Annotated in this window: 23 protein-coding genes; 12 read left to right on the top strand and 11 right to left on the bottom strand. The window is 65.6% G+C overall.

The annotated features are described in order from the left end of the window. Window positions 1–11 precede the first annotated feature (11 nt). The 3 genes from FG91_RS10305 to rimP are packed head-to-tail and all read right to left on the bottom strand — an operon-like array spanning window position 12 to window position 2,930. Window positions 12–782, bottom strand: a complete 771-nt coding sequence (locus FG91_RS10305) for a DUF448 domain-containing protein (RefSeq protein WP_081940525.1) — start codon at window positions 780–782, stop codon at window positions 12–14. Next, on the bottom strand, window positions 763–2,385 hold the full coding sequence (nusA, locus tag FG91_RS10310; RefSeq protein ID WP_037514742.1) for a transcription termination factor NusA: 1,623 nt from the start codon (window positions 2,383–2,385) through the stop codon (window positions 763–765). Before nusA ends, FG91_RS10305 begins: the two co-directional genes overlap by 20 nt. Further along, complete coding sequence (gene rimP, locus FG91_RS10315; protein WP_037514745.1) at window positions 2,385–2,930, bottom strand: ribosome maturation protein RimP; 546 nt, start codon at window positions 2,928–2,930, stop codon at window positions 2,385–2,387. Before rimP ends, nusA begins: the two co-directional genes overlap by 1 nt. Window positions 2,931–3,135: 205 nt before the next feature. Here rimP and FG91_RS10320 point away from each other — a divergent pair, with 205 nt between their 5' ends. From FG91_RS10320 to FG91_RS10355, 8 genes are all read left to right on the top strand, one after another. Then, window positions 3,136–3,411 carry a metal/formaldehyde-sensitive transcriptional repressor gene (locus FG91_RS10320; RefSeq protein WP_037514747.1) on the top strand — a complete coding sequence of 92 codons (276 nt, stop codon included), beginning with the start codon at window positions 3,136–3,138 and terminating at the stop codon, window positions 3,409–3,411. Between the two features lie 8 nt (window positions 3,412–3,419). After that, window positions 3,420–4,340, top strand: coding sequence for a CDF family Co(II)/Ni(II) efflux transporter DmeF (dmeF, locus tag FG91_RS10325; RefSeq protein ID WP_037514748.1), 921 nt, complete (start codon window positions 3,420–3,422; stop codon window positions 4,338–4,340). Between the two features lie 258 nt (window positions 4,341–4,598). Next, complete coding sequence (locus tag FG91_RS10330; RefSeq protein ID WP_037514749.1) at window positions 4,599–4,805, top strand: cold-shock protein; 207 nt, start codon at window positions 4,599–4,601, stop codon at window positions 4,803–4,805. Window positions 4,806–4,901: 96 nt separating this feature from the next. Next, on the top strand, window positions 4,902–5,117 hold the full coding sequence (locus FG91_RS10335; RefSeq protein WP_152568073.1) for a hypothetical protein: 216 nt from the start codon (window positions 4,902–4,904) through the stop codon (window positions 5,115–5,117). Between the two features lie 39 nt (window positions 5,118–5,156). After that, a complete protein-coding gene (locus tag FG91_RS10340; protein ID WP_200878432.1) occupies window positions 5,157–5,720 on the top strand; it encodes a helix-turn-helix domain-containing protein in 564 nt (187 codons plus the stop codon). A gap of 47 nt (window positions 5,721–5,767) precedes the next feature. Further along, entirely contained in the window at window positions 5,768–6,367 is a 600-nt protein-coding gene (locus FG91_RS10345) for an HD domain-containing protein (RefSeq protein ID WP_037514752.1), read from the top strand. A gap of 149 nt (window positions 6,368–6,516) precedes the next feature. After that, window positions 6,517–7,665: a cell wall hydrolase gene (locus tag FG91_RS10350; RefSeq protein ID WP_235212008.1), complete on the top strand. Its 1,149-nt coding sequence runs from the start codon at window positions 6,517–6,519 to the stop codon at window positions 7,663–7,665. Between the two features lie 43 nt (window positions 7,666–7,708). Further along, the gene (locus FG91_RS10355) at window positions 7,709–8,095 is read left to right on the top strand and encodes a VOC family protein (RefSeq protein ID WP_037514756.1); all 387 of its coding nucleotides are present in this window, start codon (window positions 7,709–7,711) and stop codon (window positions 8,093–8,095) included. A gap of 104 nt (window positions 8,096–8,199) precedes the next feature. Here the strand turns inward: FG91_RS10355 and FG91_RS10360 are convergent, their stop codons facing one another. The 5 genes from FG91_RS10360 to FG91_RS10380 all read right to left on the bottom strand — a co-directional run bounded on the left by FG91_RS10360 (window position 8,200) and on the right by FG91_RS10380 (window position 14,330). Then, window positions 8,200–9,789: an ATP-binding protein gene (locus FG91_RS10360; protein WP_235212009.1), complete on the bottom strand. Its 1,590-nt coding sequence runs from the start codon at window positions 9,787–9,789 to the stop codon at window positions 8,200–8,202. 193 nt (window positions 9,790–9,982) lie between these two features. Beyond that, window positions 9,983–10,753, bottom strand: coding sequence for a TIGR02186 family protein (locus tag FG91_RS10365; protein WP_037514758.1), 771 nt, complete (start codon window positions 10,751–10,753; stop codon window positions 9,983–9,985). Then, window positions 10,750–11,658, bottom strand: a complete 909-nt coding sequence (locus FG91_RS10370; protein ID WP_037514761.1) for a sulfite exporter TauE/SafE family protein — start codon at window positions 11,656–11,658, stop codon at window positions 10,750–10,752. The genes FG91_RS10365 and FG91_RS10370 overlap by 4 nt, the downstream gene beginning before the upstream one ends. Window positions 11,659–11,763: 105 nt before the next feature. Next, window positions 11,764–12,909, bottom strand: a complete 1,146-nt coding sequence (locus FG91_RS20985) for a hypothetical protein (protein ID WP_152568074.1) — start codon at window positions 12,907–12,909, stop codon at window positions 11,764–11,766. Further along, a complete protein-coding gene (locus FG91_RS10380; protein ID WP_052187492.1) occupies window positions 12,906–14,330 on the bottom strand; it encodes a glycosyl transferase family protein in 1,425 nt (474 codons plus the stop codon). The genes FG91_RS20985 and FG91_RS10380 overlap by 4 nt, the downstream gene beginning before the upstream one ends. Window positions 14,331–14,468: 138 nt before the next feature. Between FG91_RS10380 and nhaA the strand changes: the two genes are divergently transcribed. After that, window positions 14,469–15,752 carry a Na+/H+ antiporter NhaA gene (gene nhaA, locus FG91_RS10385; protein WP_037514762.1) on the top strand — a complete coding sequence of 428 codons (1,284 nt, stop codon included), beginning with the start codon at window positions 14,469–14,471 and terminating at the stop codon, window positions 15,750–15,752. Beyond that, the gene (locus tag FG91_RS10390) at window positions 15,752–17,098 is read left to right on the top strand and encodes a hypothetical protein (protein ID WP_037514764.1); all 1,347 of its coding nucleotides are present in this window, start codon (window positions 15,752–15,754) and stop codon (window positions 17,096–17,098) included. Before nhaA ends, FG91_RS10390 begins: the two co-directional genes overlap by 1 nt. A gap of 16 nt (window positions 17,099–17,114) precedes the next feature. Here the strand turns inward: FG91_RS10390 and FG91_RS10395 are convergent, their stop codons facing one another. Further along, window positions 17,115–18,854: an N-acyl-D-amino-acid deacylase family protein gene (locus FG91_RS10395; RefSeq protein WP_037514766.1), complete on the bottom strand. Its 1,740-nt coding sequence runs from the start codon at window positions 18,852–18,854 to the stop codon at window positions 17,115–17,117. Window positions 18,855–18,980: 126 nt separating this feature from the next. Here FG91_RS10395 and FG91_RS10400 point away from each other — a divergent pair, with 126 nt between their 5' ends. Continuing rightward, the gene (locus FG91_RS10400) at window positions 18,981–19,730 is read left to right on the top strand and encodes a class I SAM-dependent methyltransferase (protein WP_037514786.1); all 750 of its coding nucleotides are present in this window, start codon (window positions 18,981–18,983) and stop codon (window positions 19,728–19,730) included. A gap of 4 nt (window positions 19,731–19,734) precedes the next feature. After that, window positions 19,735–20,046, top strand: coding sequence for an alkylphosphonate utilization protein (locus tag FG91_RS10405; protein WP_037514767.1), 312 nt, complete (start codon window positions 19,735–19,737; stop codon window positions 20,044–20,046). Here the strand turns inward: FG91_RS10405 and FG91_RS10410 are convergent. Together FG91_RS10410 and FG91_RS10415 are read right to left on the bottom strand one after the other, a co-directional pair. Continuing rightward, window positions 20,043–20,576 (bottom strand): hypothetical protein, encoded by a 534-nt coding sequence (locus FG91_RS10410; protein ID WP_037514769.1) that lies wholly within the window; start codon window positions 20,574–20,576, stop codon window positions 20,043–20,045. The genes FG91_RS10405 and FG91_RS10410 overlap by 4 nt on opposite strands. Then, the coding region (locus FG91_RS10415) for an acyl-CoA dehydrogenase family protein (RefSeq protein WP_037514770.1) at window positions 20,573–21,672 on the bottom strand (1,100 nt) is incomplete at its 5' end. The genes FG91_RS10415 and FG91_RS10410, both read right to left, overlap by 4 nt.

Genomic DNA, 21,672 nt, shown 5'->3' on the forward strand with positions numbered 1-21,672 from the left:
CCATCATTCCTTCAAAACGCGTCCGAAGCGGCGGTGCTGGTCGGCAACGCCCCAATATTTTCCTCGCCAGAAGCCGGCGCGGCAAGCGGGTCGGAATCGCGGTTGGCCGCGTCCCTACTCCATCCTGTGAAAAACTGCCAGCGGCTCAAATGCGCCAGCACCCGGTCCGCGGCGCGGGCGTCGGTCAACGCCAGATGCACCGCATTCTCGCGGCCTAATGCCATAGATAGGGTGCCGCGGTCCACCGGCAAGACCCGGCCCTCGCGGCCCGAGCCTTCATCGTCCTCGCCGACGCGCCATGCCTGCGCCAATTTCTTGCGCCCATCCTCGCCGGCATCGCTGGCGTGGAGCAGCAACCGAACCTGCCCCTTGCGCGCCGCGGTCTCGATCTTTTCATTGCCGCTGAGCAAGGTGCCCGACCGCGATTCCAGCCCGAGCCGGTCGAGCGTCGCGCGCTGAAGCTGCGCCTCGATGCGCGCGCCGAGATCCTCGGGGATGGTGAAATTGCCATCCTGCAGCGCGCGCGCGAGCCCGCCTTTCAGCTTGCCCTTGGCCTGTGCGGCTTCAAGCGTCGCGCGATCGACGCCGATCCACGCGCCGCGTCCCGGCGCCTTGCCATGGACGTCGGGCGCAATCGTGCCGTCGGGCCCGAGCGCAAGGCGCACGAGCCGTTCGGCCGGCGAAACCTCGCCGGTGATGACGCAGCGCCGCTCGGGCACATGCTGGCCGCGCCGACCAGCGCGGTCTGGTTCGCTCAGCTGATCATTGTGCGGGGTCCGCATCGGCGGCCTCCCCGGTTGCCGGCTCGCTCGACTCTTCGTCGTCGAACCAGTGCGCGCGTGCCGCCATGATGATCTCGTTGCCCTGTTCTTCGCTCAGGCCATATTCGCCGAGCACGCCGCCCTTGTCCTCGGCGCGTTCGCTGCGCGGCGGGCCGCGGCGGTTGTCGGTGCGCTTCTTGGCGATCAGTTCGTCGGTCGCAAGATCGGCGAGGTCGTCGAGCGTTTTGATCCCGGCCTTGCCGAGGATGACGAGCATCGCTTCGGTCAGGTGCGGGATGTCGGCCAGAGCGTCCTCGACGCCGAGTTCGCGGCGCTGGGCGCGCGAGGCTTCTTCGCGGCGCTCGAGGCCTTCGGCGGCGCGGCTCTGCAGTTCCTGCGCCAGTTCCTCGTCGAAACCTTCGATGCTCGCGAGTTCGTCGATGCCGACATAAGCGACTTCTTCGAGTTCACCGAAGCCTTCGGCGACGAGCAGCTGCGCGAGCGTTTCGTCGACGTCGAGCTCTTCCTGGAACATCGTCGAGCGTTCGACGAATTCGCGCTGGCGCTTTTCGCTCGCGTCGGCCTCGGTCATGATGTCGATCTGGCTGCCGGTGAGCTGGCTGGCGAGACGGACGTTCTGGCCGCGGCGGCCGATGGCGAGCGACAGCTGGTCGTCGGGAACGACGACTTCGATGCGGCTGTCATCCTCGTCGATCACGACGCGCTGGACCGTTGCCGGCTGGAGCGCGTTGACGACGAAGGTCGCGGTGTCTTCGGACCAGGGGATGATGTCGATCTTTTCGCCCTGCATTTCCTGGACGACCGCCTGGACGCGGCTGCCCTTCATGCCGACGCAGGCGCCGACGGGGTCGATCGAGCCGTCATAGCTGATCACGCCGATCTTGGCGCGCGAACCCGGGTCGCGGGCGGCCGCCTTGATCTCGATGATGCCGTCGTAGATTTCGGGGACTTCCTGCGCGAACAGCTTCTTCATGAAGTCGGGGTGCGCGCGGCTCAGGAAAATCTGCGGGCCGCGGGTTTCGCTGCGCACCGACAGGATCAGGGCACGAACGCGATCACCGACGCGCATCAGTTCGCGCGGGATCTGCTGGTCGCGGCGGATCACGCCTTCGGCGCGGCCGAGGTTGACGACGATGTGGCCGAATTCGACCGACTTGACGACGCCGGTGATGATCTCACCCGCGCGGTCCTTGAATTCCTGATACTGGCGCTCACGATCGGCTTCGCGGACCTTCTGGAAGATGACCTGCTTGGCCGACTGCGCGTCGATGCGGCCGAGGTCGACCGCGGGCAGCGGGTCGACGATGAAGTCGCCAAGCTGGGCGTCCTTCTGCAGCTTCTGGCCCGCGGCGAGGTCAACCTGCTTGAAATAATCCTCGACCTGCTCGACGACCTCGACGACGCGCCACAGACGCAGGTCGCCGGTCTGCGGATCGAGCTTCGCACGAATGTCGTTCTCGGCGCCGTAGCGGGCGCGTGCGGCGCGCTGGATCGCTTCTTCGATGGCTTCGATGACGATGCCCTTGTCGATCATCTTCTCGCTGGCGACGCTGTTGGCGATCGCGAGGAGTTCGGCCTTGTTGGCGGAAATGGCAGTGGCCATCAGTCCTGTCCTTCTTCTTCCATTTCGTCGGCGCCCTCGATCGAGAGCGGGACGGTTGCGGCAATCAATTTGTCGGTGAGAACGAGCTTGGCCGTGTCGATCGCATCGAACGGCAGCTTGTGCTCCACACCCTCTTTATCCGAAATCGTGATGACATCGCCGTCGATACCGATCAGCTCGCCGTTGAAGCGCTGGCGCCCGTCGCGCTTTTCCTTGAGCGCGATCTTCGCCTCATGCCCCGCCCAGTCGGCGAAGTCGGTGCGGCGCGTCAGCGGCCGGTCGATACCCGGCGACGACACTTCCAGCCGGTACGCCTGATCGATCGGGTCCTTGCCCGCTTCCTCGAGCGCGTCGAGCCGGTCCGAGATGCGGCGAGACAGGTCGGCGCAATCGTCGATCGTCAGCTGGCGCGTATCGGGGCGCTCGGCCATCACCTGCAAGGTCGGGTCGCTCTCGCCGCCGAAAAAGGCGACGCGCACGAGCGCCAGGCCCAGAGCCTCGGCTTCGGGCGCGATGATCGCATTGAGGGCGTCGAGATCGGCCAATGAATTTTCCCGTTTCGGATGACCGGAAAGCATGTGGGTATAGCCGCCGCGGCCCGCGGCCCCGACGTCCCAACTGGCTAACCATGTCAAGAAGTAGGGCGCATATAGGCTTTGGCGGATGAGTCGGCAAGGGGGAATGCGGCTTCATCGCCGCGGCGAGCGCCGCGATTGCATGGGTCGCCGATATAGGATAGGGGGGTATCCTATGTCACACACGCACGCCGACAAGGATCAGCTTCTCGCACGCACCCGGCGGATTGCCGGGCAAATCGCGGCGATCGAACGCGCGATTGCGGGCGAGGCGGGTTGTGCGGCGATTCTGCATCAGGTGGCAGGGGTCCGCGGCGCGATTGCCGGACTGATGGACGAACTCGTCGCCGAGCATATGCAATCGCATGTCGTCGCACCGGGCCTCTCCGACGCCGAGCGCGCGCAAGGCGGCGACGAACTGCTCGCGGCGATCCGCCGCTATGCGAAATAGGAGCCCGCATGTCGTTCGATAGCGAAATCGAGGCGCTGGCCCACGACCATGTCTTCCTCGGCAAGCGGCACGACGAGAATGCCCGGCGCACCTTGTGGGTGGTCGCGCTCACCGCGGTGATGATGGTTGGCGAGATCGCCGCGGGGCTTGCCTTCAACTCGATGGCGCTGCTCGCCGATGGCTTCCATATGGCGACGCACGCAGGCGCGCTCGGGATCGCGGCGATCGCCTATGCTTATGCGAAGCGCCACGCGCATGGCCGCCGCTACAGTTTCGGCACCGGCAAGGTCGGCGACCTCGCCGGCTTCGCCTCGGCGCTCGTGCTCGGCATCGTCGCGCTCGGCATCGCGTTCGAATCGGCGATGCGCCTCGTCGATCCGCGGCCGGTTGCCTTCACCGAGGCGACGATCATCGCGGTGATCGGGCTGGGGGTGAATATCGTGAGCGCGCTGCTGCTCGGCCACGGGCATGATCATGGACATGATCACCATCACGGCGGCGACGATCATCACGGATATACGCACGAACGCGACAATAATCTCCGCTCGGCCTATCTGCATGTCGTCGCCGATGCGCTGACCTCGGTGCTCGCGATCGCCGCCTTGCTCGGCGGGCGCTATCTGGGCTGGGTGTGGCTCGACCCGTTGATGGGGATCGTCGGATCGGTGGTGATCGCGGCGTGGGCCTGGTCGCTGATGCGCGACACCGGCGCGGTGCTGCTCGACGCGACCGACGCCGCGATCGAGGCCGAGATTCGCGAACTGGTCGAAGGACCGGGCGACGCGAAGATCACCGATCTCCACGTCTGGCGCGTCGGCCCTGGCGCGCATTCGGCGATCATCAGCGTCGTCGGCGCAACGCGCGAGACCATTTGCGCACGCGTCCAACCCGTCCACGAAATCGAACATCTGACGGTCGAGATTCGCTGAATCGGGCTGGGCACGGCAGGATATTCGATATCGGTTGCGCCGGGTAAATTCCGCTCGAATATTTCCTTCGTAAACAGCGGAGAATTACGGAAATTGCCAAAAACCTTGACTTTTTGGCAAAATAATTTCAATGTAATTTGGCTAACGTCGCCTGCGACGGAAATTTGATGCCTTTGGGCGGATACTTCCCTTCACGCGCTACCAGCTCCGCCGGTGCTTTTGCCGGAGGATTCCCTGTTTTCGTGAAAGGAAACACCCATGCCGATCGGCACCGTAAAATTTTTCAACAGCGACAAAGGCTATGGTTTCATCGCCAATGAAGATGGCTCGGGCGACAGCTTCGTCCACATCAGCGCCGTCGAGCGCGCCGGAATGGCGACGCTGAACAAGGAACAGCGCGTTTCTTACGAGCTGGAAACCGACCAGCGCGGCAAGACCTCGGCTGTCAATCTTCAGCCTGCATGAATGACATCCGGCTGGCGCCTTTCGGGGGGCCGGCCGGACCATTCGCCGATCGTTCGGCCCCATGCTCGCGCAGTCACAAGGAATAATCCTATGGATATGAACGAGCTTTTCTACCGGCACCAGATGGCCCTGATGGCCACCCGCCCCCTGCACGGCGCCAGCGCACGCCATGCCGATTTCGATCTGTCCGGCCATTATGCCGACCGCATCGACGCCTATCGCGCGCGCCGCGGCATGAGCAAATATTTCGCGGAACCGGCGAACCCCGCGCCGCCGGCCGGCCGGCCCACCATCCCGCATTTGCCCAACTAGGCCGTTCCAGCGGCGGGTCTTCGGCGCTATGCTTGCCGCGTGACCCATGCCGTACTGCCATGCCGCGACCATCTGGGCGCATCGCTACGGCGCTGGCGCGCGCTCAATCGCGTCAAGCAGTCGGCGCTGGCGGGCGAAATGGGCGTCTCGCAAACGACGGTGTCGCGGTGGGAGGCGGGCGTGCTGGCCCCCGGGACAACCGAAGAGGATCGGCTGACGCGCCTGCTCGCAGCGCGGCCCAGCTCGGCGGCCGACAGCGCCTTGCTCAACCTTGTGCGCCATTCGCCGCAGCCGGCACATCTCATCTGCGACCTGACGCACCGGCTTTTCGCCGCGTCGCCGGCGCGGATCTCCGGCTGGCGGGTCGGGGTTGAGGAATTGGCCGGAAAGTCGCTGTGGCGATTCGCCTCGCCGGGCATCGCAGAGGGCGAGGCAGCGCTGGACGCGCTCGGCTGGTACGAACCGGTCGCGCCCGCGGTCATCGTCGATACCGAATATGCGGATTTCGACGAACTCACGATCGGCGCCGGCCAGCTTCGCTACACACGAATGCCGCTTTCGGACGGAAGCTTTGCGCGGCTGGTCCAGGACGGCGGCGCATAAATTATTCGGCGGCTTGTGTCGGCGATCCCGCCGGTTAGCCTTGCCGCATGACGACACCCTATGCCATCGCCCCGTCGCGCCTCGCCGCGATCATCGACTTTCTGCAGACGGCCGAAAAGCTGAAGGACACGCTGCGCAGCGGGATCACATCGAACGGCCGCGCCGAAAGCACCGCCGAGCATAGCTGGCGACTCTGCCTGATGGTGATGCTGTTCGACCGCGAACTGGCGGCTTATGACCGGCTGAAGCTGCTCAGGCTCTGCCTCGTCCACGACCTGGGCGAAGCGATTTCGGGGGACGTCCCGGCCACATGCCAAAGTCCCGACGACGGCCGGGCGGCGCGCGAGCGCGCGGATCTCGAGACATTATGCGCGCCGCTACCTGACGACCTAGGCCGCGAAATCCTCGGCCTATGGGACGAGTATAGCCGCGGCACGACGCCCGAAGCCCGAATGGTCAAGGGTTTCGACAAGCTGGAGACGATGCTCCAGCACCTCATCGGGCGGAACGCCGCCGATTTCGATTATGCGTTTAACCTGACCTATGGCGCGCAGCATACCGTCCGGCACCCTCTGCTTTTTCAGATACGCGAACTGGTGGACGCGGCAACGCGCGAGCGGATCGCGGCATGCGGGACGCGGAAATGACGAGATCCATAAACCCATCCGTCGCTTAAGCGCCGCCGCTTTACCTGTTCCACCGCGACCCACCGCACAGCCATTGCAACATTTTGTTGGCGTTTCAGCGTATAAGGTGGGCTGACACCCGTCCACGCGAATCGGCGGCGGGCGGAGCGATGGAATTTGATGCGCGAATGAAGCCCGAACTGTCCCTGACCGCCCGCTCGACGTGGCGCGACCCGGTGCCGGAAAAACCGGCGGGGCCGGGGCGCGCCTTTTGGGCGGCGATCGTCGCGGTGGTCGCCGTTGCGTGCCTCGCCTTCCTGCTGTCGAGCGGTCAGTTTCGTGCGCCGGCGTTCTTCGGGCCCTATAGCGTGTCGGTGCCGCTGAACTTTCGCACTTATGATCCCGAACGCTGGGCGATCATGAATGCGGAGGATTATGCGGACGCGCTGAAGATCGACCCGACGCTGCCCAACCCCGACAGCGTCGGTTATGGCGACGCGGCCGCGCTGCCGCCCGCCGACCCGGCGCTGCTGCGCGAGGAAGCCTTTGTCGGGCCGCCCGCCAAATCCTATATATTCCGCGGCGTCACCGCGCTCGACCGCGAGCGCGCGCATTATTGCCTGACCGCCGCCATCTATTACGAAGCCGCGTCGGAAACCGACGACGGGATGCGCGGCGTCGCGCAGACGGTGATCAACCGCGTCCGCCACCCGAGCTTCCCCAACACCGTGTGCGGCGTCGTTTTCCAGGGATCGCAGCGCGCGGGCGTGTGCCAGTTCACCTTCAGCTGCGACGGCGCGATGGCGCGGAGCCCCAGCAAGCCCAACTGGCTGCGCGCGAGCCGCATCGCGTCGGCGGCGCTCGGAGGCTATGTTTTCCCCAAGGTCGGGCTCGCGACGCATTATCACACGCAGGCGATCTGGCCGCGCTGGGGCAAGAGCCTGGTGATGACCAATATCGTCGGCGCGCATATCTTCCATCGCTGGCGCGGGCGCTGGGGCATGCCCGACGCGTTTCGCGCGCCCTATCTCGGCCGCGAGCCGGTGCCCGGCCCCTATCTGCCGCTCGCGCAGCAGCTCGCGATCCTGAAAGGCCAGGGCCTGCCGCCCGGCGCCGGCCCGGCGCCGATGCTCACCGGCGCCGCCGCGCCGCTTCCCGATACCATCGCAGCCCCGTTGCCCGGCACCATCGCGCCCCCGGCGCCCGTCGCGCCGCCGCCCGTCGCGGCTCCCGTCACGCCGACCTATGCCGATCCGCGGCTCAACCAGTCGGGTCAGATCCGCGAAGAATTCCGCGGCAGCGGAGAGTGGAAACAGTGACGCAAACGGCCTAGGCTGCCCGCTTCACGGACGGGAGGCCATCATGGGACATGTCAAAGGCATCGGCGGGCTGTTTTTCCGGGCACGCGACCCCGATGCGCTGAACGCCTGGTATCGCGAACGGTTGGGCATCGGCGCAGGCTGCAACGCCGACGATACCGGGCCGATCAACGAATGGGTGTGGAACGTCACCGCGGGACCGGTGGTATTCAGCGCGTTCAAGGCCGACACCGACTATTTCGCCGCCGACAAGCAACATATGCTGAACCTGCGCGTCGACGACCTCGACGCGGTGCTCGTACCGTTTCGCGAGGCGGGCGACGAGGTGATCACCAAGGATGAGTGGGACGACCCCGCGGTCGGCCGCTTTGCCCGGGTCCACGATCCGGAAGGCAACCCGATCGAATTGTGGGAGCCGCCGCAAAGCTGACCCTATCCGTTCGTGTCGAGCGAAGTCGAGACACCCTGAAGGCGTGCATGACCGAGGGGCATCTCGACTTCGCTCGATGCGAACGGAAGTTGGTGGGTGGTTCTTTATCTGCCCTGGCTGCGCCAGCGCTTGACGACACGCTCGAGGATTTCCGCCTCGCCGCCGGTTTCACGCCACAGTTTCGAGAAGAGCGGGTCGCTCGATGCGGGCCGCTTTTCTTCCTCGAGCGTGTCGAGATAAACGCGGATCGGGATCGACACGCCTTCGCCGCAGACGATGCATTCGCGGTTGCGCAGCGCCGGGATCGAATCGATGAAGCCGCGCGCGCCTTCGGGCATCGCGGCCTTTACGAAATGCTGGTCGCGTTCGTTGTTGAGGCGCATCGAGATGATCGTGCCGCACTGCGACAGCACGCCCTCGGCCAGATCGGACGGGCGCTGGGTGATGAGGCCAAGCGACACGCCGTATTTACGGCCTTCCTTGGCGATCCGTTCGAGGATCTTGCGCACCGCCTGCCCCTGCCCAGTATCCTTGGACGGGATGTAACGGTGGGCTTCTTCGCAGACGAGCAGGATCGGACGCTGCGGCTCGCCGCGCGACCAGATCGCATAGTCGAAGGTCAGGCGTGAGAGCACCGCGACGACGACGCCGGTAATATCCGACGGCACCCCCGACACGTCGATGATCGAGATCGGCCGGCCGTCCGACGGCAGGCGGAAAATCTTGCCGATGAAATTCGTCATCGTGTCGGCGACGAGCATGCCCGAGAACATGAAATTATAGCGCGGGTCGGCGCGCATTTCCTCGATCTTGCCCTTGATGCGCATGAACGGCGCGCTCGACGTCGCCTTGTCGAGCTTGCCCATTTCGTTTTGCAGGATGTTGAGCAGGTCGGAGAGCAGATAGGGGATCGGCGAGTCGACGGTAATCTTCGTCATGCCTTCGGCCAGCCGGTTCTTCGTCCGCGCCTGGAGCAGGCAGCGCGCGAGCACGTCGCAGTCGGCCTGGCGGTCGCGGCCCTCGGCGGTGACGAAGACTTCGCAATGTTCCTCGAAGTTCATCAGCCAATAGGGCATGGCGAGGTTGTCGACGTCGAACAGCGCGCCGATGCCCTTGAACGCCGCCGAATATTCGCCGTGCGGATCGATCATCACGATATGGCCCTGCGGCGCGAGTTCGCAGATCTTGTGCAGGATCAGCGCGGCGCTGGTCGATTTACCCGTGCCGGTCGACCCGAGCAGCGCGAAATGCTTGCCCAACATCGCGTCGACATAGAGCGACCCGCGAATATCCTTGGTCGGATAGACGGTGCCGACTTCGACATGCGCGCGCTCGTCGGCGGCGTAGATCTGCTTGAGGTCGGCGCTGGTCGCCGCAAAAACCTGGCTGCCCGGGATCGGGTAGCGGGTGACGCCGCGGCGGAAATTGTGAATGCGGCCGGTGATCTTTTCTTCTTCGCCTTCGCCAAGGAAGTCGATCGTCGCAAGGATCAGCCCCTCGCCGCGTTCGTGCAGCTGCTGGTCGCGGATGCTGGCGATCAGCCAGATATTGCCCACACGGACCTTGACCTGCGCCCCGACCTGTCCGGCCATCGCCACCGCGGAATCGCTGGACGAGGCCAATTTGCCGATCGCCGCGGCATCGAGCAGGATACGCGAGGCCGATCCCGAAATATCGACGACTTCGCCGATCATCAGATCGTCGCGATGATGGTTGGTTACCGGCGCAATCGAGGCCGCCACGCCGCCGCCGGCAAGCCGAACATGCTGTGCCGCCGTCAAATCCCCGGCGTTGAATCCGCCGCCCTGCATGTCCATGTATCCGCCCCGCCTATTGTGGTCCCCGGCAGACTATCGCAGCTGAGGGTAAATAGGCCGTGAATGATAGTCAGCGACGGCGGAAAATAGCCGAAGCCCCGTAACCGAGCACCAGCGACAGGAGCACGGCCGACAGGCCGTACAGAAAGCCGTGCCGCTGCGCTGCGAGCGCAACGAAACGTTCGAACCCGGCCTTGCGAATCTGGACATCGCGCGACGCGACGGCGAGCACGCGCCCGCGGCTGATCAGATAGGTTTCGGCGCGGTAGGTGCCAACCGGAACGCGCGCCGGCACCGGGATGCGCGCACGATAGAGCACGCCTTCGGTGATTTCGACCGCGGCCGGATTTTCGACGAAAAGACCCGAGCGGCGGTAGAGGTCGGTCAGCCCCGCCTCGAACCGCTCGAGCTTCTTCGCCTCCGAAAATCCGCTTGGCGACATCGACAGATTGGCGAGGCCGAGCTCGAAGATCGCCGCGGTCCGCTCGTCGACCAGCTTGTCGATCGGGCGCGACGAGCCGATCGCGTAAAACCCCGGAGATGTACGCAGCCGAATGCTGCTGGCATTGACCCAGATACCCGCGACGCGCCGCTTTTCGCGCAGCACGATCGGCCGCACTGGTCCCTTCAGCACCACGACGATGTCGGCGCGGTCGTCGGGCAGGCGCTGGCCGGGGTAGAGGATCGCACCGAACAGCAGCAGTTCCTCGCCGGTAAAGCTGTACTGGATATCGATCGCGCGGCTCGACACATCGGGCACCAGCCGCGGATCGGCCGCATGGGCGGCCGTAGGCAGCAGCAGCGCCGCGAGCGACAGGAGCAAGGCGCGCGGCGCGCTCATTGCACCGTGTAGATTTCGTCGGGACGGATGAAGAGGTCGACCCCCATGCGCAGCGCGACGAGCAGCACGATCGCGGCGAGCGCCATGCGCAGATATTCGGGCTTCACCTTTTGCGCGAAGCGCGCGCCGACTTGCGCGCCGATCACACTGCCGAGCAGCAGCAGCCCCGCGAGCACGATGTCGACGGCGCCGGTGGTCAGCGCGTGGACCATCGTCGTCGCGATCGTCACGAACAATATCTGAAACAGCGACGTGCCGACGACGACCTGCGTCCCCATGCCGAGCAGATAGAGCATCGCGGGCACCATGATGAAGCCGCCGCCGACGCCGAGCAGCATCGTCAGCACACCCCCGACCATGCCGAGCAGCAGCGGCGCGAGCGGTGAAATATAGAGGCCCGACCGGTAGAAGCGCCAGCGCATCGGCAGGTTCGCGACCATCGGGTGATGGCGCCGCTTGCGCGCGGGGGCCGGCAATCCCGTCTGCGCCGCGCGGTAGCTGCCCCACGCCTCGCGCCCCATGAAGGTGCCGACGGTGCCGAGCAGCGCGACATAGAGGATGTTGATCACCGTATCGATCTGGCCCCAGGCGGTGAGTAGTTCGAACAGCCCGGCGCCGATCAGCGATCCGAGAAGCCCGCCCGCGACGAGCACCCAGCCCATGCGCAAATCGACACCGTCGCGCTCGAGATGCGCCATCACGCCCGACACGCTCGCGCCCGTCACCTGCGTCGCCGCCGACGCCGCGGCGACCGTCGGCGGGATGCCGTAAAAGATCAGCAAAGGCGTGGTCAGGAAACCGCCGCCGACGCCAAACATGCCCGACAGGAAACCCACCCCGCCACCGAGCAGGATGATGACCAGCGCATTGACCGACAGATTGGCGACAGGAAGGTAAAGGTCCATGGGCCCCGATTGCGCTCAGCGGCGCTGGAACCGCGCCGATTCCAAGGACCCTAGACCATTTTTTCGGCGTGGGGAATCGGCCGCGGCGGCTAAATTTTCCGAAGATCAGAAGTCGCTGGCGAGGGTCAGCGCAAGGCCGCTTTCGGGGCGCGCATCGCCCGCGACGCGCTGGCGCCAGTCGAGCGCGATACGGCTGCCCTCGCCGACGTCGGGCAGGCGGAGCGTCAGCCGCGGACCGACATCGACGCGCGCCGCGCCGGGCTGCACCGCGCCAGCCGCGAGCGCGCCGAGGCGCAAGGATGTTTCTTCGGAACCAAGGCGGCGATCGACGACAATCGCCGCATCGGCAAAACCGTCGCGCCGCCGCGTCCCGACGACGCCCGCCTGCGCATAGGCGTCGAGCCGGAAACCGGCGGGCAGCACGACGTCCGAGATGCCGCCGCTCGCCATCATGGCCAGCGCGGTCCGCCCCTCTTTTCCCGCCGCGACGCGTTGCTCGATCGCGAGATCAACGGGCAGCTGCGCGAGCGGGGCAAAGGCGAGGCCGAAGGCAAGCTCGCGCTGCTGCGGCCGCTGCACCGCGATCGTCGCGCGGCCATAGGCGCGGATGCGGCCGGTATCGCCGAACCCATAGGCCAGCCGAAGCCCGGCCTGACTGCCGCCAAGCTGGCTCGCGCCGCCGATGGTTTCGGACGCATTCCCCGATCCTTCGCGCAGATAAAGCCAGCTGCCGAGCGACCAGCTCGAAAGCTGTCGCCGCAGCCAGAACGGCTTGCCCTGCCCCGGATCGGCGTGGGCGGCGGGTGCGAACGAAGACCATGCCGGCCCGCCCGCGCCAAGCGCCGAGCGCGCGCCGCCGCCCGCGAGTGGCGGCAGCAATCGCGCCATGAGCGTGAGGCGAAGACTGTGACGATTGGCAGCAAAGCTGCCCGAAAGCGGTTCTGCCCGGGACGGGACCGATGCATCGGCGGATCGAGCCCCCGGCATGGCGAAAGCACGCGATGCGTACCTGTGCGGCGACGCCGCGGCAGGCGTCGGTGCAGCATCCGCGCGCGGTACGCCATCCGGAACGCTGGCGCCCGCGCCAAGGGGCGCCGGCATGATCCACGGTGTGATGGCCGCATCGGGCGGCGGCGCGATCGCGGGATTCCAGACGACCATGATCCGCACGGCAATCCAGCCGCCGACGCAGAGCAGCAGGAAACGCCGCGCCGGCGCGTCGCGCCGTGCGTCGGCCCGGCGTGTCATCACCGCGCCATCGTCCTTGCAAAGGCGTCGTCATATGCGGTTTCATGTTCCAGATGCTCGGTCTTGTCCCATATGACTTCGCCCGATCGCAGCATGCGCCAATAAAGACCGATCGCGCGCCGCGCCGCGAGCATCGCGATCACATTCGAAAAAAAGGCGCGCGGCAGCGAAAGCATCGCTTCGCTGAGGCCGTACCAGCGCGCCGTGAAATGTCCGCGCATCGCCAGGCGCCAGCACAGCATGACCGCATTGAAGGCGAGAAGCAGCCGCATGCCGTCGCCGACGATGATCGCATTCCAGCCAAGCAGATATTGCCCCGCCCAGCCCAGCGCCGTCAGCAGCGCCCCGGCATATGCGGCAAGGAGAATGAGCGCGGCGAGCGGCGCACGGCGGTCGCGCCACAGCATCCAGCGTGCGATCCAGGCGCGGCCGCTGCGAAGATCGGCGTCATCGCGCCGCGACCCCGGCCAGCCGAGATGATCCCACCCCGCCAGTGCGATCCCGGCGATCCAGCGCGATTTCTGCCGCACCGCCTTTTCGGCCCGGCCGGGAAAGGCGCCGCGCGACACGATACGGTCGCCCGCGGGTCCGACCGTGTCGACAAAACGAGTTCCAAGGCCATAGGCGCCGATCACCATGCCGATCTCATAATCTTCGGTCAGGCTGTCGCAGCGAAAAGGTTCGCCGCCGCGTTCGATCGCCAGCAGCGCGAGCGCCGTGCGCGTCAGCGCGCAGCCGACCCCCGCCGACGGGAGCGGCAGGCCAAGGCGCGAGCGAACGACGAGTTCCTTGCCATGCGCCTCCGCAAATTCGTCGCCATAATGCCCGCCGACCCAGCGCTCATCGCGCTTGATCAGGGGCACGACGGGAATTTGCACCATCGCATTTTCGCCGAGATAGCGGCGATAGAGCGCAAGTTCACCCGGATGCACATGATCCTCGGCATCGTGAAGGACGACGGCGGCAAACCGAACGCCCTCGGCGCGCTCGTCCTCGGCGAGCGCCGCCCACAGCCGATTGAGATTGTCGCCCTTGGTCGTCGGCCCTTCGCGGCTGCCGACGACAAGCCGCAGCCGTCCATCGCGCGCGACCAGCGGCGACACGGCGAAGAGCGTCTCGGCGTCGTTGGGATAGCAGCCGACGTAAAGCCGGAAATCCTCGCCCTCCCACGCGCCAAGCGTGCGCCGCAACATAGCGGGAAGCGCTTTGGCCTCGTCCCATGCGGGCACGAAGATCGCGAAGCGCCCCTCGACCGGCGGCGCGGTCGGCGTCAGCGACCGTCCGCGCCGGCGCGTCGCCAGCCAAAGCGCGTCGAAAAGCAGGTCATCGAGCCCGAACAGCAGGATTCCGACCGATGCGAACAGCATCAGTTCGTGGCTGGCGCCCAGCACCAGCCATTCCAGCCATGCGGTCGACAGCTCCACTGTGCTAGCCCCGCCCCCATCGATGACCTGATGTCATCGCCGCCGATAGTGCTAATGAACGAGTTCAATTTGTAAAGTCAGGCGCCTGCTGGCAGATAATTGTCAAATTGACTGACAAACCAAGGAAGTAGTTACCCCATGAGCCGCAGTAATCCGTCCCGTTCCGCGTTGCGCGAATTCCTTGCGAGCGAAAGCGCGGGCGGCATGCTGCTCATTTTCGCGGCCATTTTGGCGATGATTGTCGCCAATTCGCCGCTTGGAGCCCTCTATCACGACGCGATTCATGCGGTAACCGGACCCGTGCTCACCGACAAGCTTGGGCCGATGACCGTCCATTTGTGGATCAACGACGGACTGATGGCGATTTTCTTCCTGCTCGTCGGGCTGGAGATCAAGCGCGAGTTCGTCGACGGGCGGCTCGCAAGCTGGGACCGGCGGCGGCTGCCGTTCATCGCCGCGGCGGCGGGGATGGCGGTGCCCGCCGCGATTTATATGGCTTTTGCGGGGGGCGACCCGGGGCTGACGCAGGGCTGGGCGATCCCCGCCGCGACCGACATCGCCTTTGCGATGGGGGTGCTCGCGCTGCTCGGCAAGCGCGCGCCGACCTCGCTCAAGCTGTTCCTCGTCACCGTCGCGATCGTCGACGACATGGGTGCGGTCGCGATCATCGCGCTGTTCTACACCGCAAAGATCAACCTCGTCGCGCTGGCTGCCGCAGCGGTCGTCCTTGGTGTCATGTTCGCGATGGGCCGGATGCGCGTGCGGAGCCTGTCGCTCTACCTGCTGATGTTCGCCTTGCTCTGGTATGCGATGCTGCTCTCGGGCGTCCACGCGACGATCGCCGGGGTCCTCGCGGCGATGGCGATCCCGTTCGATCGCACCCCCGGCGCCCCCGACAGCGAAACCTCGCCGCTGCACCGGCTCGAACATGGCCTCCATCCGTGGGTCGCCTTTGCGATCGTGCCGCTGTTCGGTTTCGCCAACGCCGGCGTCGATGTGAGCGGGCTGACCGCCGAGCAGATTTTCGCGCCGCTCCCGCTCGGCATCGCGGCGGGGCTGTTTCTTGGCAAGCAGATCGGGATTTTCGGCAGCGTCTGGCTGTCGGTCAAACTCGGCATCGCGGGCAAGCTGCGCGGCGCGACCTGGCTCCAGGTCTATGGTGTCGCGATGCTGTGCGGCATCGGCTTCACGATGAGCCTGTTCATCGGCGGCCTCGCCTTTCCGGGCGACGCGCTGCTCATCGAAGAGGCGAAGATCGGGATTTTGATGGGGTCGCTGGCCGCCGCGCTAGCGGGCTTTGCGGTGCTGCGCTTCGCCCCGCCGCATCCCGATCATGGCGCGGTCGAAAGCGCGTCCGATGCCGAAATCGCCGCCGACGGCGATGTGCGTGACACCTCCGAAAACCGCGCTATGGCGGACTGATGCGCAAACTTATCGTCCTGTCGCTGATCGCCGCCCTGCCGGGCTGCGCGACCAGCGCAACCAAATCACCCGCCACCAAACCCGGGGTCGCGACGCTCGACGTGCGCCGCACCCCCGCCTCGACCAAGGCGCTCGACGAGATTGCAGCGGCCTATCTGCGGCTCACGCTTGAAATCGGGACGCATGAAGCTGGCTATATCGACGCCTATTACGGCCCGCCCGAATTGCAAAAGGCAGCCGAGGCCGCGCCGCGCGACAAGCCTGCGCTGCTCGTCGCGGTTCGCGAACTGATGGCACAAATCGACCTTGCGGCGCGGCGCATCCCCGACCCGCTCGAACGGCGCCGCGCGACCTTCCTGCGCGCCCAACTTCGCGCCGCCGAAACGCGATTGCAGATGATGCAGGGTACCCGCTTCACCTTCGCCGACGAGGCGGAGCGACTGTTTGGCGTAAGGCCGCGGCTGAAACCGCTTGCGAGCTACGACTCCGAGCTCGCGAAGATCGAAGCGCTCGTCCCCGGCGAAGGTGCGCTGGCGGACCGCGTCGAAGCCTATCTCGACGCCTTCACCATACCCAAGGACCGCCTGCAAAAGACCTTCGACGCCGCGATCGCGCGTTGCCGCGGGCGCAGCACGGCGCATATCGCGATGCCCGAGGGGGAGAGCTTTCGCCTCGAGTTCGTCACCGGCAAGAGTTGGAGCGGCTATAATTATTATCAGGGCGGCTATCACAGCCTGATCCAGGTCAACACCGACCTGCCGATCCGCCTGTCGCGTGCACTCGATCTCGGCTGCCACGAGGGCTATCCCGGCCACCACCTGCTCAACATGAAGCTGGAGGAGAAGCTCGTGAAGGAGCGCGGCTGGAGCGAGTTCAGCGTCTATCCGCTCTATAGCCCGCAAAGCCTGATCGCCGAGGGCAGCGCCAATTACGGCATCGATCTCGCCTTTCCCGAAAGCAGCAAGGCCGATACCGAACGCGACGTCCTGATGCCGATCGCCGAGATCGCGGTGCCGTCCGACGATCGCTACTGGCAGCTGCTCGCGGCAATCAAGCGCGCGTCGGGCGCGCGGCTGACGATCGCGCAGCAATATCTCGACGGCGTCATCGACCGGCCTACCGCGGTTGCGCTCACGCAGAAATATCTGCTCGTCTCGCCCCAGCGCGCCGAGCAGTCGGTGAGCTTCACCGACCAGTATCGCAGCTATGTGATCAACTACGGCCTCGGCGAGACGATGGTGCGCGCCTATGTCGAGCGCGGCAAACCAAGCCGCGACGAGATGTGGCGGCGCATGGCGAAGATCGTCAGCGAACCGACCTTGCCTGCGGATCTGCTCGCACGGTGACGCACGAGGCGGCGGATTACTCCGCCGCCATCGCCATTTCGACGCGCTGCGGGCCGCGGATCACGCCGCCCGGCGTCGGCCCCTGCATCGCGCCATCGCGGAACGTCACCACACCCGACTTCACCGTCGCGACATAGCCGTCGGCCTTTTGCAGCAGACGCTTGCCGCCCGCGGGCAGGTCGAAGGCGAGCCAGGGCTTGCCGAGCTTGATCGCGTCCATGTCGATGACATTGAGATCGGCGAGATAGCCCGGCGCGAGCACCCCGCGATCCTCGAGGCCATAGAGCAGCGCCGTATCGCGGCACTGGCGCTTCACCGCATGTTCGAGCGCGATGCGATGGCCCTTGCGGTCGCGCACCCAGTGCTGGAGCATGAAGGTCGGCGAGGCGGCGTCGCAGATCGTCCCGCAATGCGCGCCGCCGTCGGACAGGCTGTTCACCGTGTCGTCCGACGCCTGCAAATCCTCGAGGAAATTGAGGTTGCCGTCGCGGTAGTTCAAAATCGGGAAATAGATGAAGCCCTTGCCATCGTCCTTCATCAGCAGGTCATAGGCATATTCGGCCGGCGAGACGCCCGCCGCGCCGGCGCGCGCCATGATGCTTTCGTCCATCCTGGGCTCGTAGTTGAAGTCGGGGTCCATCTCGAACTGGACCGGCCAGCCGAGCGCAACGACCTTCAGGAAGTCGATGATGTCGCTTTCGGGCCAGATATTTTCCTCTTCGATCATCCGCGCCTTGAACGCCGGGTCTTTCAGCTTCGCGAGCTGCTGATCCCAAGGCAGGTCGATGATCTCGTTCCACGCGGGCTTGAAGCGGAAGGGATGAACCGTGCCCTGCCACGCCATGATCACGCCGTTGCCGCGCAGCGCGATTTGCGCGACGATGTTCGCGCCGGTCGCATTCTGGCGCCGCATTTCCTCGATCTGCTCCTCGAGCGGCAGCTCTTTGGCGATCGACTGCAACGCGGCAAAGGTCACCGGCAGCCCGGTTTCGCGGCTGAGGTCGCCCATCCACTGGAACTCGTTCCATTCGCGCTTGAGGTCGCTCGCCATTTCGAACACGCCATAACCGACGCGGCCCATCGCGCGGCCGATCGCGATCAGCTCCTCGGCGGTCGCGGTGGTGCCGGGGACGAGTTCACCGTCGATCGACTTGTGGAGCACGGTGCGGCTGGTCGAGAAGCCGAGCGCGCCCGCGCGCACACCCTCCTCAACGATCCGCGACATTTCGGCGATGTCGTCATCGGTGGGGATCGCGCCGGGCTTTTCGCGGTCGCCGAGCACATAGGCGCGCACCGCGCCGTGCGGGACGTGGCACGCGACATCGACGGTGCGCGGCAGTTTTTCGAGCGCATCCATATATTCGGGGAAGGTTTCCCAGTCCCAGCTCATCCCTTCGGCGAGCGCGGTGCCGGGAATATCCTCGACGCCTTCCATCAGCGAAATCAGCCAGTCGTGGCGGTCGGGCTTCGCGGGTGCAAAGCCGACGCCGCAATTGCCCATCACGACCGTGGTGACGCCGTGCCAGCTCGACGGCGCCATTTCGGCATCCCACGTCGCCTGCCCGTCATAATGGGTGTGAACATCGACGAAGCCCGGCGTGACGATTTTGCCCGCGGCATCGATTTCCTCGCGTCCCGTGCCGAGGTTTTCACTCACCGCGACGATCCGGTCGCCGTCGATCGCGACGTCCGCGACAAAGGGCGCTCCGCCCGAACCATCGACGACGGTGCCGCCGCGAATCACCAGATCATGCATGTCCGCTCTCCCAATTTTTTAGTTTCACGAAGAAACCTATCATCAAAATCGCGAGATGCAAATAAACGCGCCGCGGTCTCGGCAAGGCGCTATGACGGGGCATCAAAAGCAATGGGAGTCGATGCCATGATCCGCCCGCTTACCCTCGCCCTGATGCTCGCCGTCTCGGCGACCCCGCTCGCCGCCAAGCAGGCGGCCGCCCCCAGCTACAAGGCCGCACTCGCCGATCCCGCGCGGCCCGCCGCCGACCGGACACGCGACGCCGCGCGCAAGCCCGCTGAACTGCTTGCCTTCGCGCAGATCGCACCGGGCGAAAAGGTCGGCGATTATGTGATGGGCGGCGGTTACGTCACCCGGCTGCTCGCCGCCGCGGTCGGGCCGTCGGGCAAAGTCTATGGCTTCCAGCCCGCCGAATTCATCGCGTTCAAAAAGCAATATGGCGACGATCAGGCCGCGGTCGATGCCGCCTATGTCAATGTCGATGCCGTTGCCGGACCGTTTGCGGCGCCCGCCTTTCCCGAGCCGCTCGACACGATCATCACGGTGCAGAATTTCCACGACCTGTACCTCAAGCCCTTCCCCGCCGGCACGGGCGACAAAGCGAGCGCGGCCTTGTTCGCGGCGCTGAAGCCCGGCGGCACGTTGGTCGTCGTCGATCATAGCGCGGCGAAAGGCAGCGGCACGACCTTGTCCGACAGCCTGCACCGGATCGACAAGGATGCGGTCGTCGCGACGCTGACCCAGGCCGGCTTCAAGCTCGAGGCCGAAAGCGACCTCTATCGCCGCCCCGCCGATCCGCGTAGCGCCAATGTCTTCGACGACAAGATCCGCGGCAAGACCGACCAGTTCACCCTGCGCTTCCGCAAACCGGGATAAGAATATGACCAGCGACGACGAAGATTATGTCTATGACGAAGCGAGCGGCGAATGGATGTCGGCCGGCGACATTGCCGCACGCGATGCTGCCGCCGCCGCGGGTCCCGAGGTGCGCGACGCGGTCGGCAATCTGCTCGCCGACGGCGACTCGGTCGTGCTGGTCAAGGATTTGACCGTGAAGGGCGCGGGACAGACGCTGAAGGTCGGGACCGTCATCAAGTCGATCCGCCTGACCGGCGACGATCAGGAAATCGACTGCCGGCATGAGGGGATCAAGGGACTGGTGCTGCGCGCGGAATTTGTAAGGAAGCGCTAATCGCGGTTTCCGCGGACCGGTCGCTGCCCGTTCGGGACGCAACTGCCATCGAGAAACCAGCGGGTCCCTTCGAAATGATGCGCGGGACCGTCGTCGCGCCAATATTGGTGGCGCAATTTGGCCGAACTGCGCATCGGCGCCGTCATGTCCGGCGTTGCGATGCTGAACGTGCAGATGGCACGGTTGCGTTCGGTGCCCGTAAAGGCACAGCGAAGATTGCTCAGCCGATATTCGGGTGTCGGTGCATAGTTGGTCAACGCGCCTTCCTCGTCATATTCAGGGCGATAATCGGGAGCGCTGATCTGGTCGTTTATCGCGCAGGACAGAGCGAGTTCCTCGCTTCCCGGCAAATCGCATGCCGGCGGGTTTTCGCGATAATATTCACTCTGGCGATAATCCTTCGCAGCATAAAAACCGCAGCGCTCGGTCGGCCCGAATTCCGCGAGGCGCGCGCCCGGCTGGACCGGGCCACAAGCCGACGACAGGATCAACGGCCCGAAAATGAGCAAGCCGGCACGTCCGGGCGTCACCCCAAACTCCCCTTTCTAGGCCCCATATACCCGAACAAGTAGGCCGCGACCTTTCGCATTTGGATTTCTTCGGCGCCTTCGGTGATGCGGTAACGGCGGTGGTGGCGATAGATATGTTCGAACGGCTTGTGGCGTGAGTAGCCGATGCCGCCATGGACCTGCATCGCGCGGTCGGCGGCTTCGCAGACGAGGCGGTTCGCCCAGTAGTTGCACATGCTGACCTTGTCGGAGAGCGTGCGCTCGACCTCCTTGTGCTCCGTGTTGTCCATGTCCCACGCGGTCTTGCGGATCAGCAGGCGCAGCATCTCGGCCTGCGTCGCGAGCTCGACGAGCGGGAACTGGATCGCCTGGTTCTTCGCCAGCGCCTCGCCGAACGGCTTGCGGGTGCGGGCGTATTTGACGCTCTCCTCGATGCAGTAGACCGCCGCGCCGAGCGACGATGCCGCCTGGCGGATGCGGTTCTGGTGGACGAAGCTCTGCGCGATCGACAGGCCGCCGCCCTCGGGGCCGAGCCGCGCGCTGTCGGGGACCCAGACATCGGTGAACGTCATGCGCGGATGGTCGGTCGGCATGTTGAACGTCCACAGATATTCATCGACCGTCATGCCGGGCGTGCCGGTGGGAACGAGCAGGCAGGTGATCCCCTTCGCATCGCCGTCGTCGCCGCTGGTGCGGGCGAAGGTCGCGCAGTGCGTCGCGCTGTGCATGCCGGTGATCCACATCTTGCGGCCGTCGATCCGCCAGCCGTCGACGCCATCGCGGGTCTCACGCGCGGCGCGCGTCTCCATATGCGTCGCGTCCGATCCGTGATCGGGCTCGGTGAGCCCGAACGCGGTGCGCCGCTTGCCTTCGAACCCGCCGAGGATGAACTCGGCCTTCTGCTCGTCGCTCGTCGCGAACTGCTCGAACATCTCGACGAAGGGGAAGTTGCCGACGATGCTGTGCTCGTTCTGAAGGTCGTTGTGGAGTCCCAGCCCCTTCGCCGCGAAGTGCTCGCGGATCACCGCCATCCAGAGGTTGCTGCCGTCCTTGCCGCCATATTTCTTCGGCGCCGAGAAGCGCCAGTGACCCGCGGCGTCGGCCTTGCGAGTGGCTT

The organism is Sphingopyxis sp. LC81 (assembly GCF_000756375.1).
Taxonomy (GTDB): domain Bacteria; phylum Pseudomonadota; class Alphaproteobacteria; order Sphingomonadales; family Sphingomonadaceae; genus Sphingopyxis.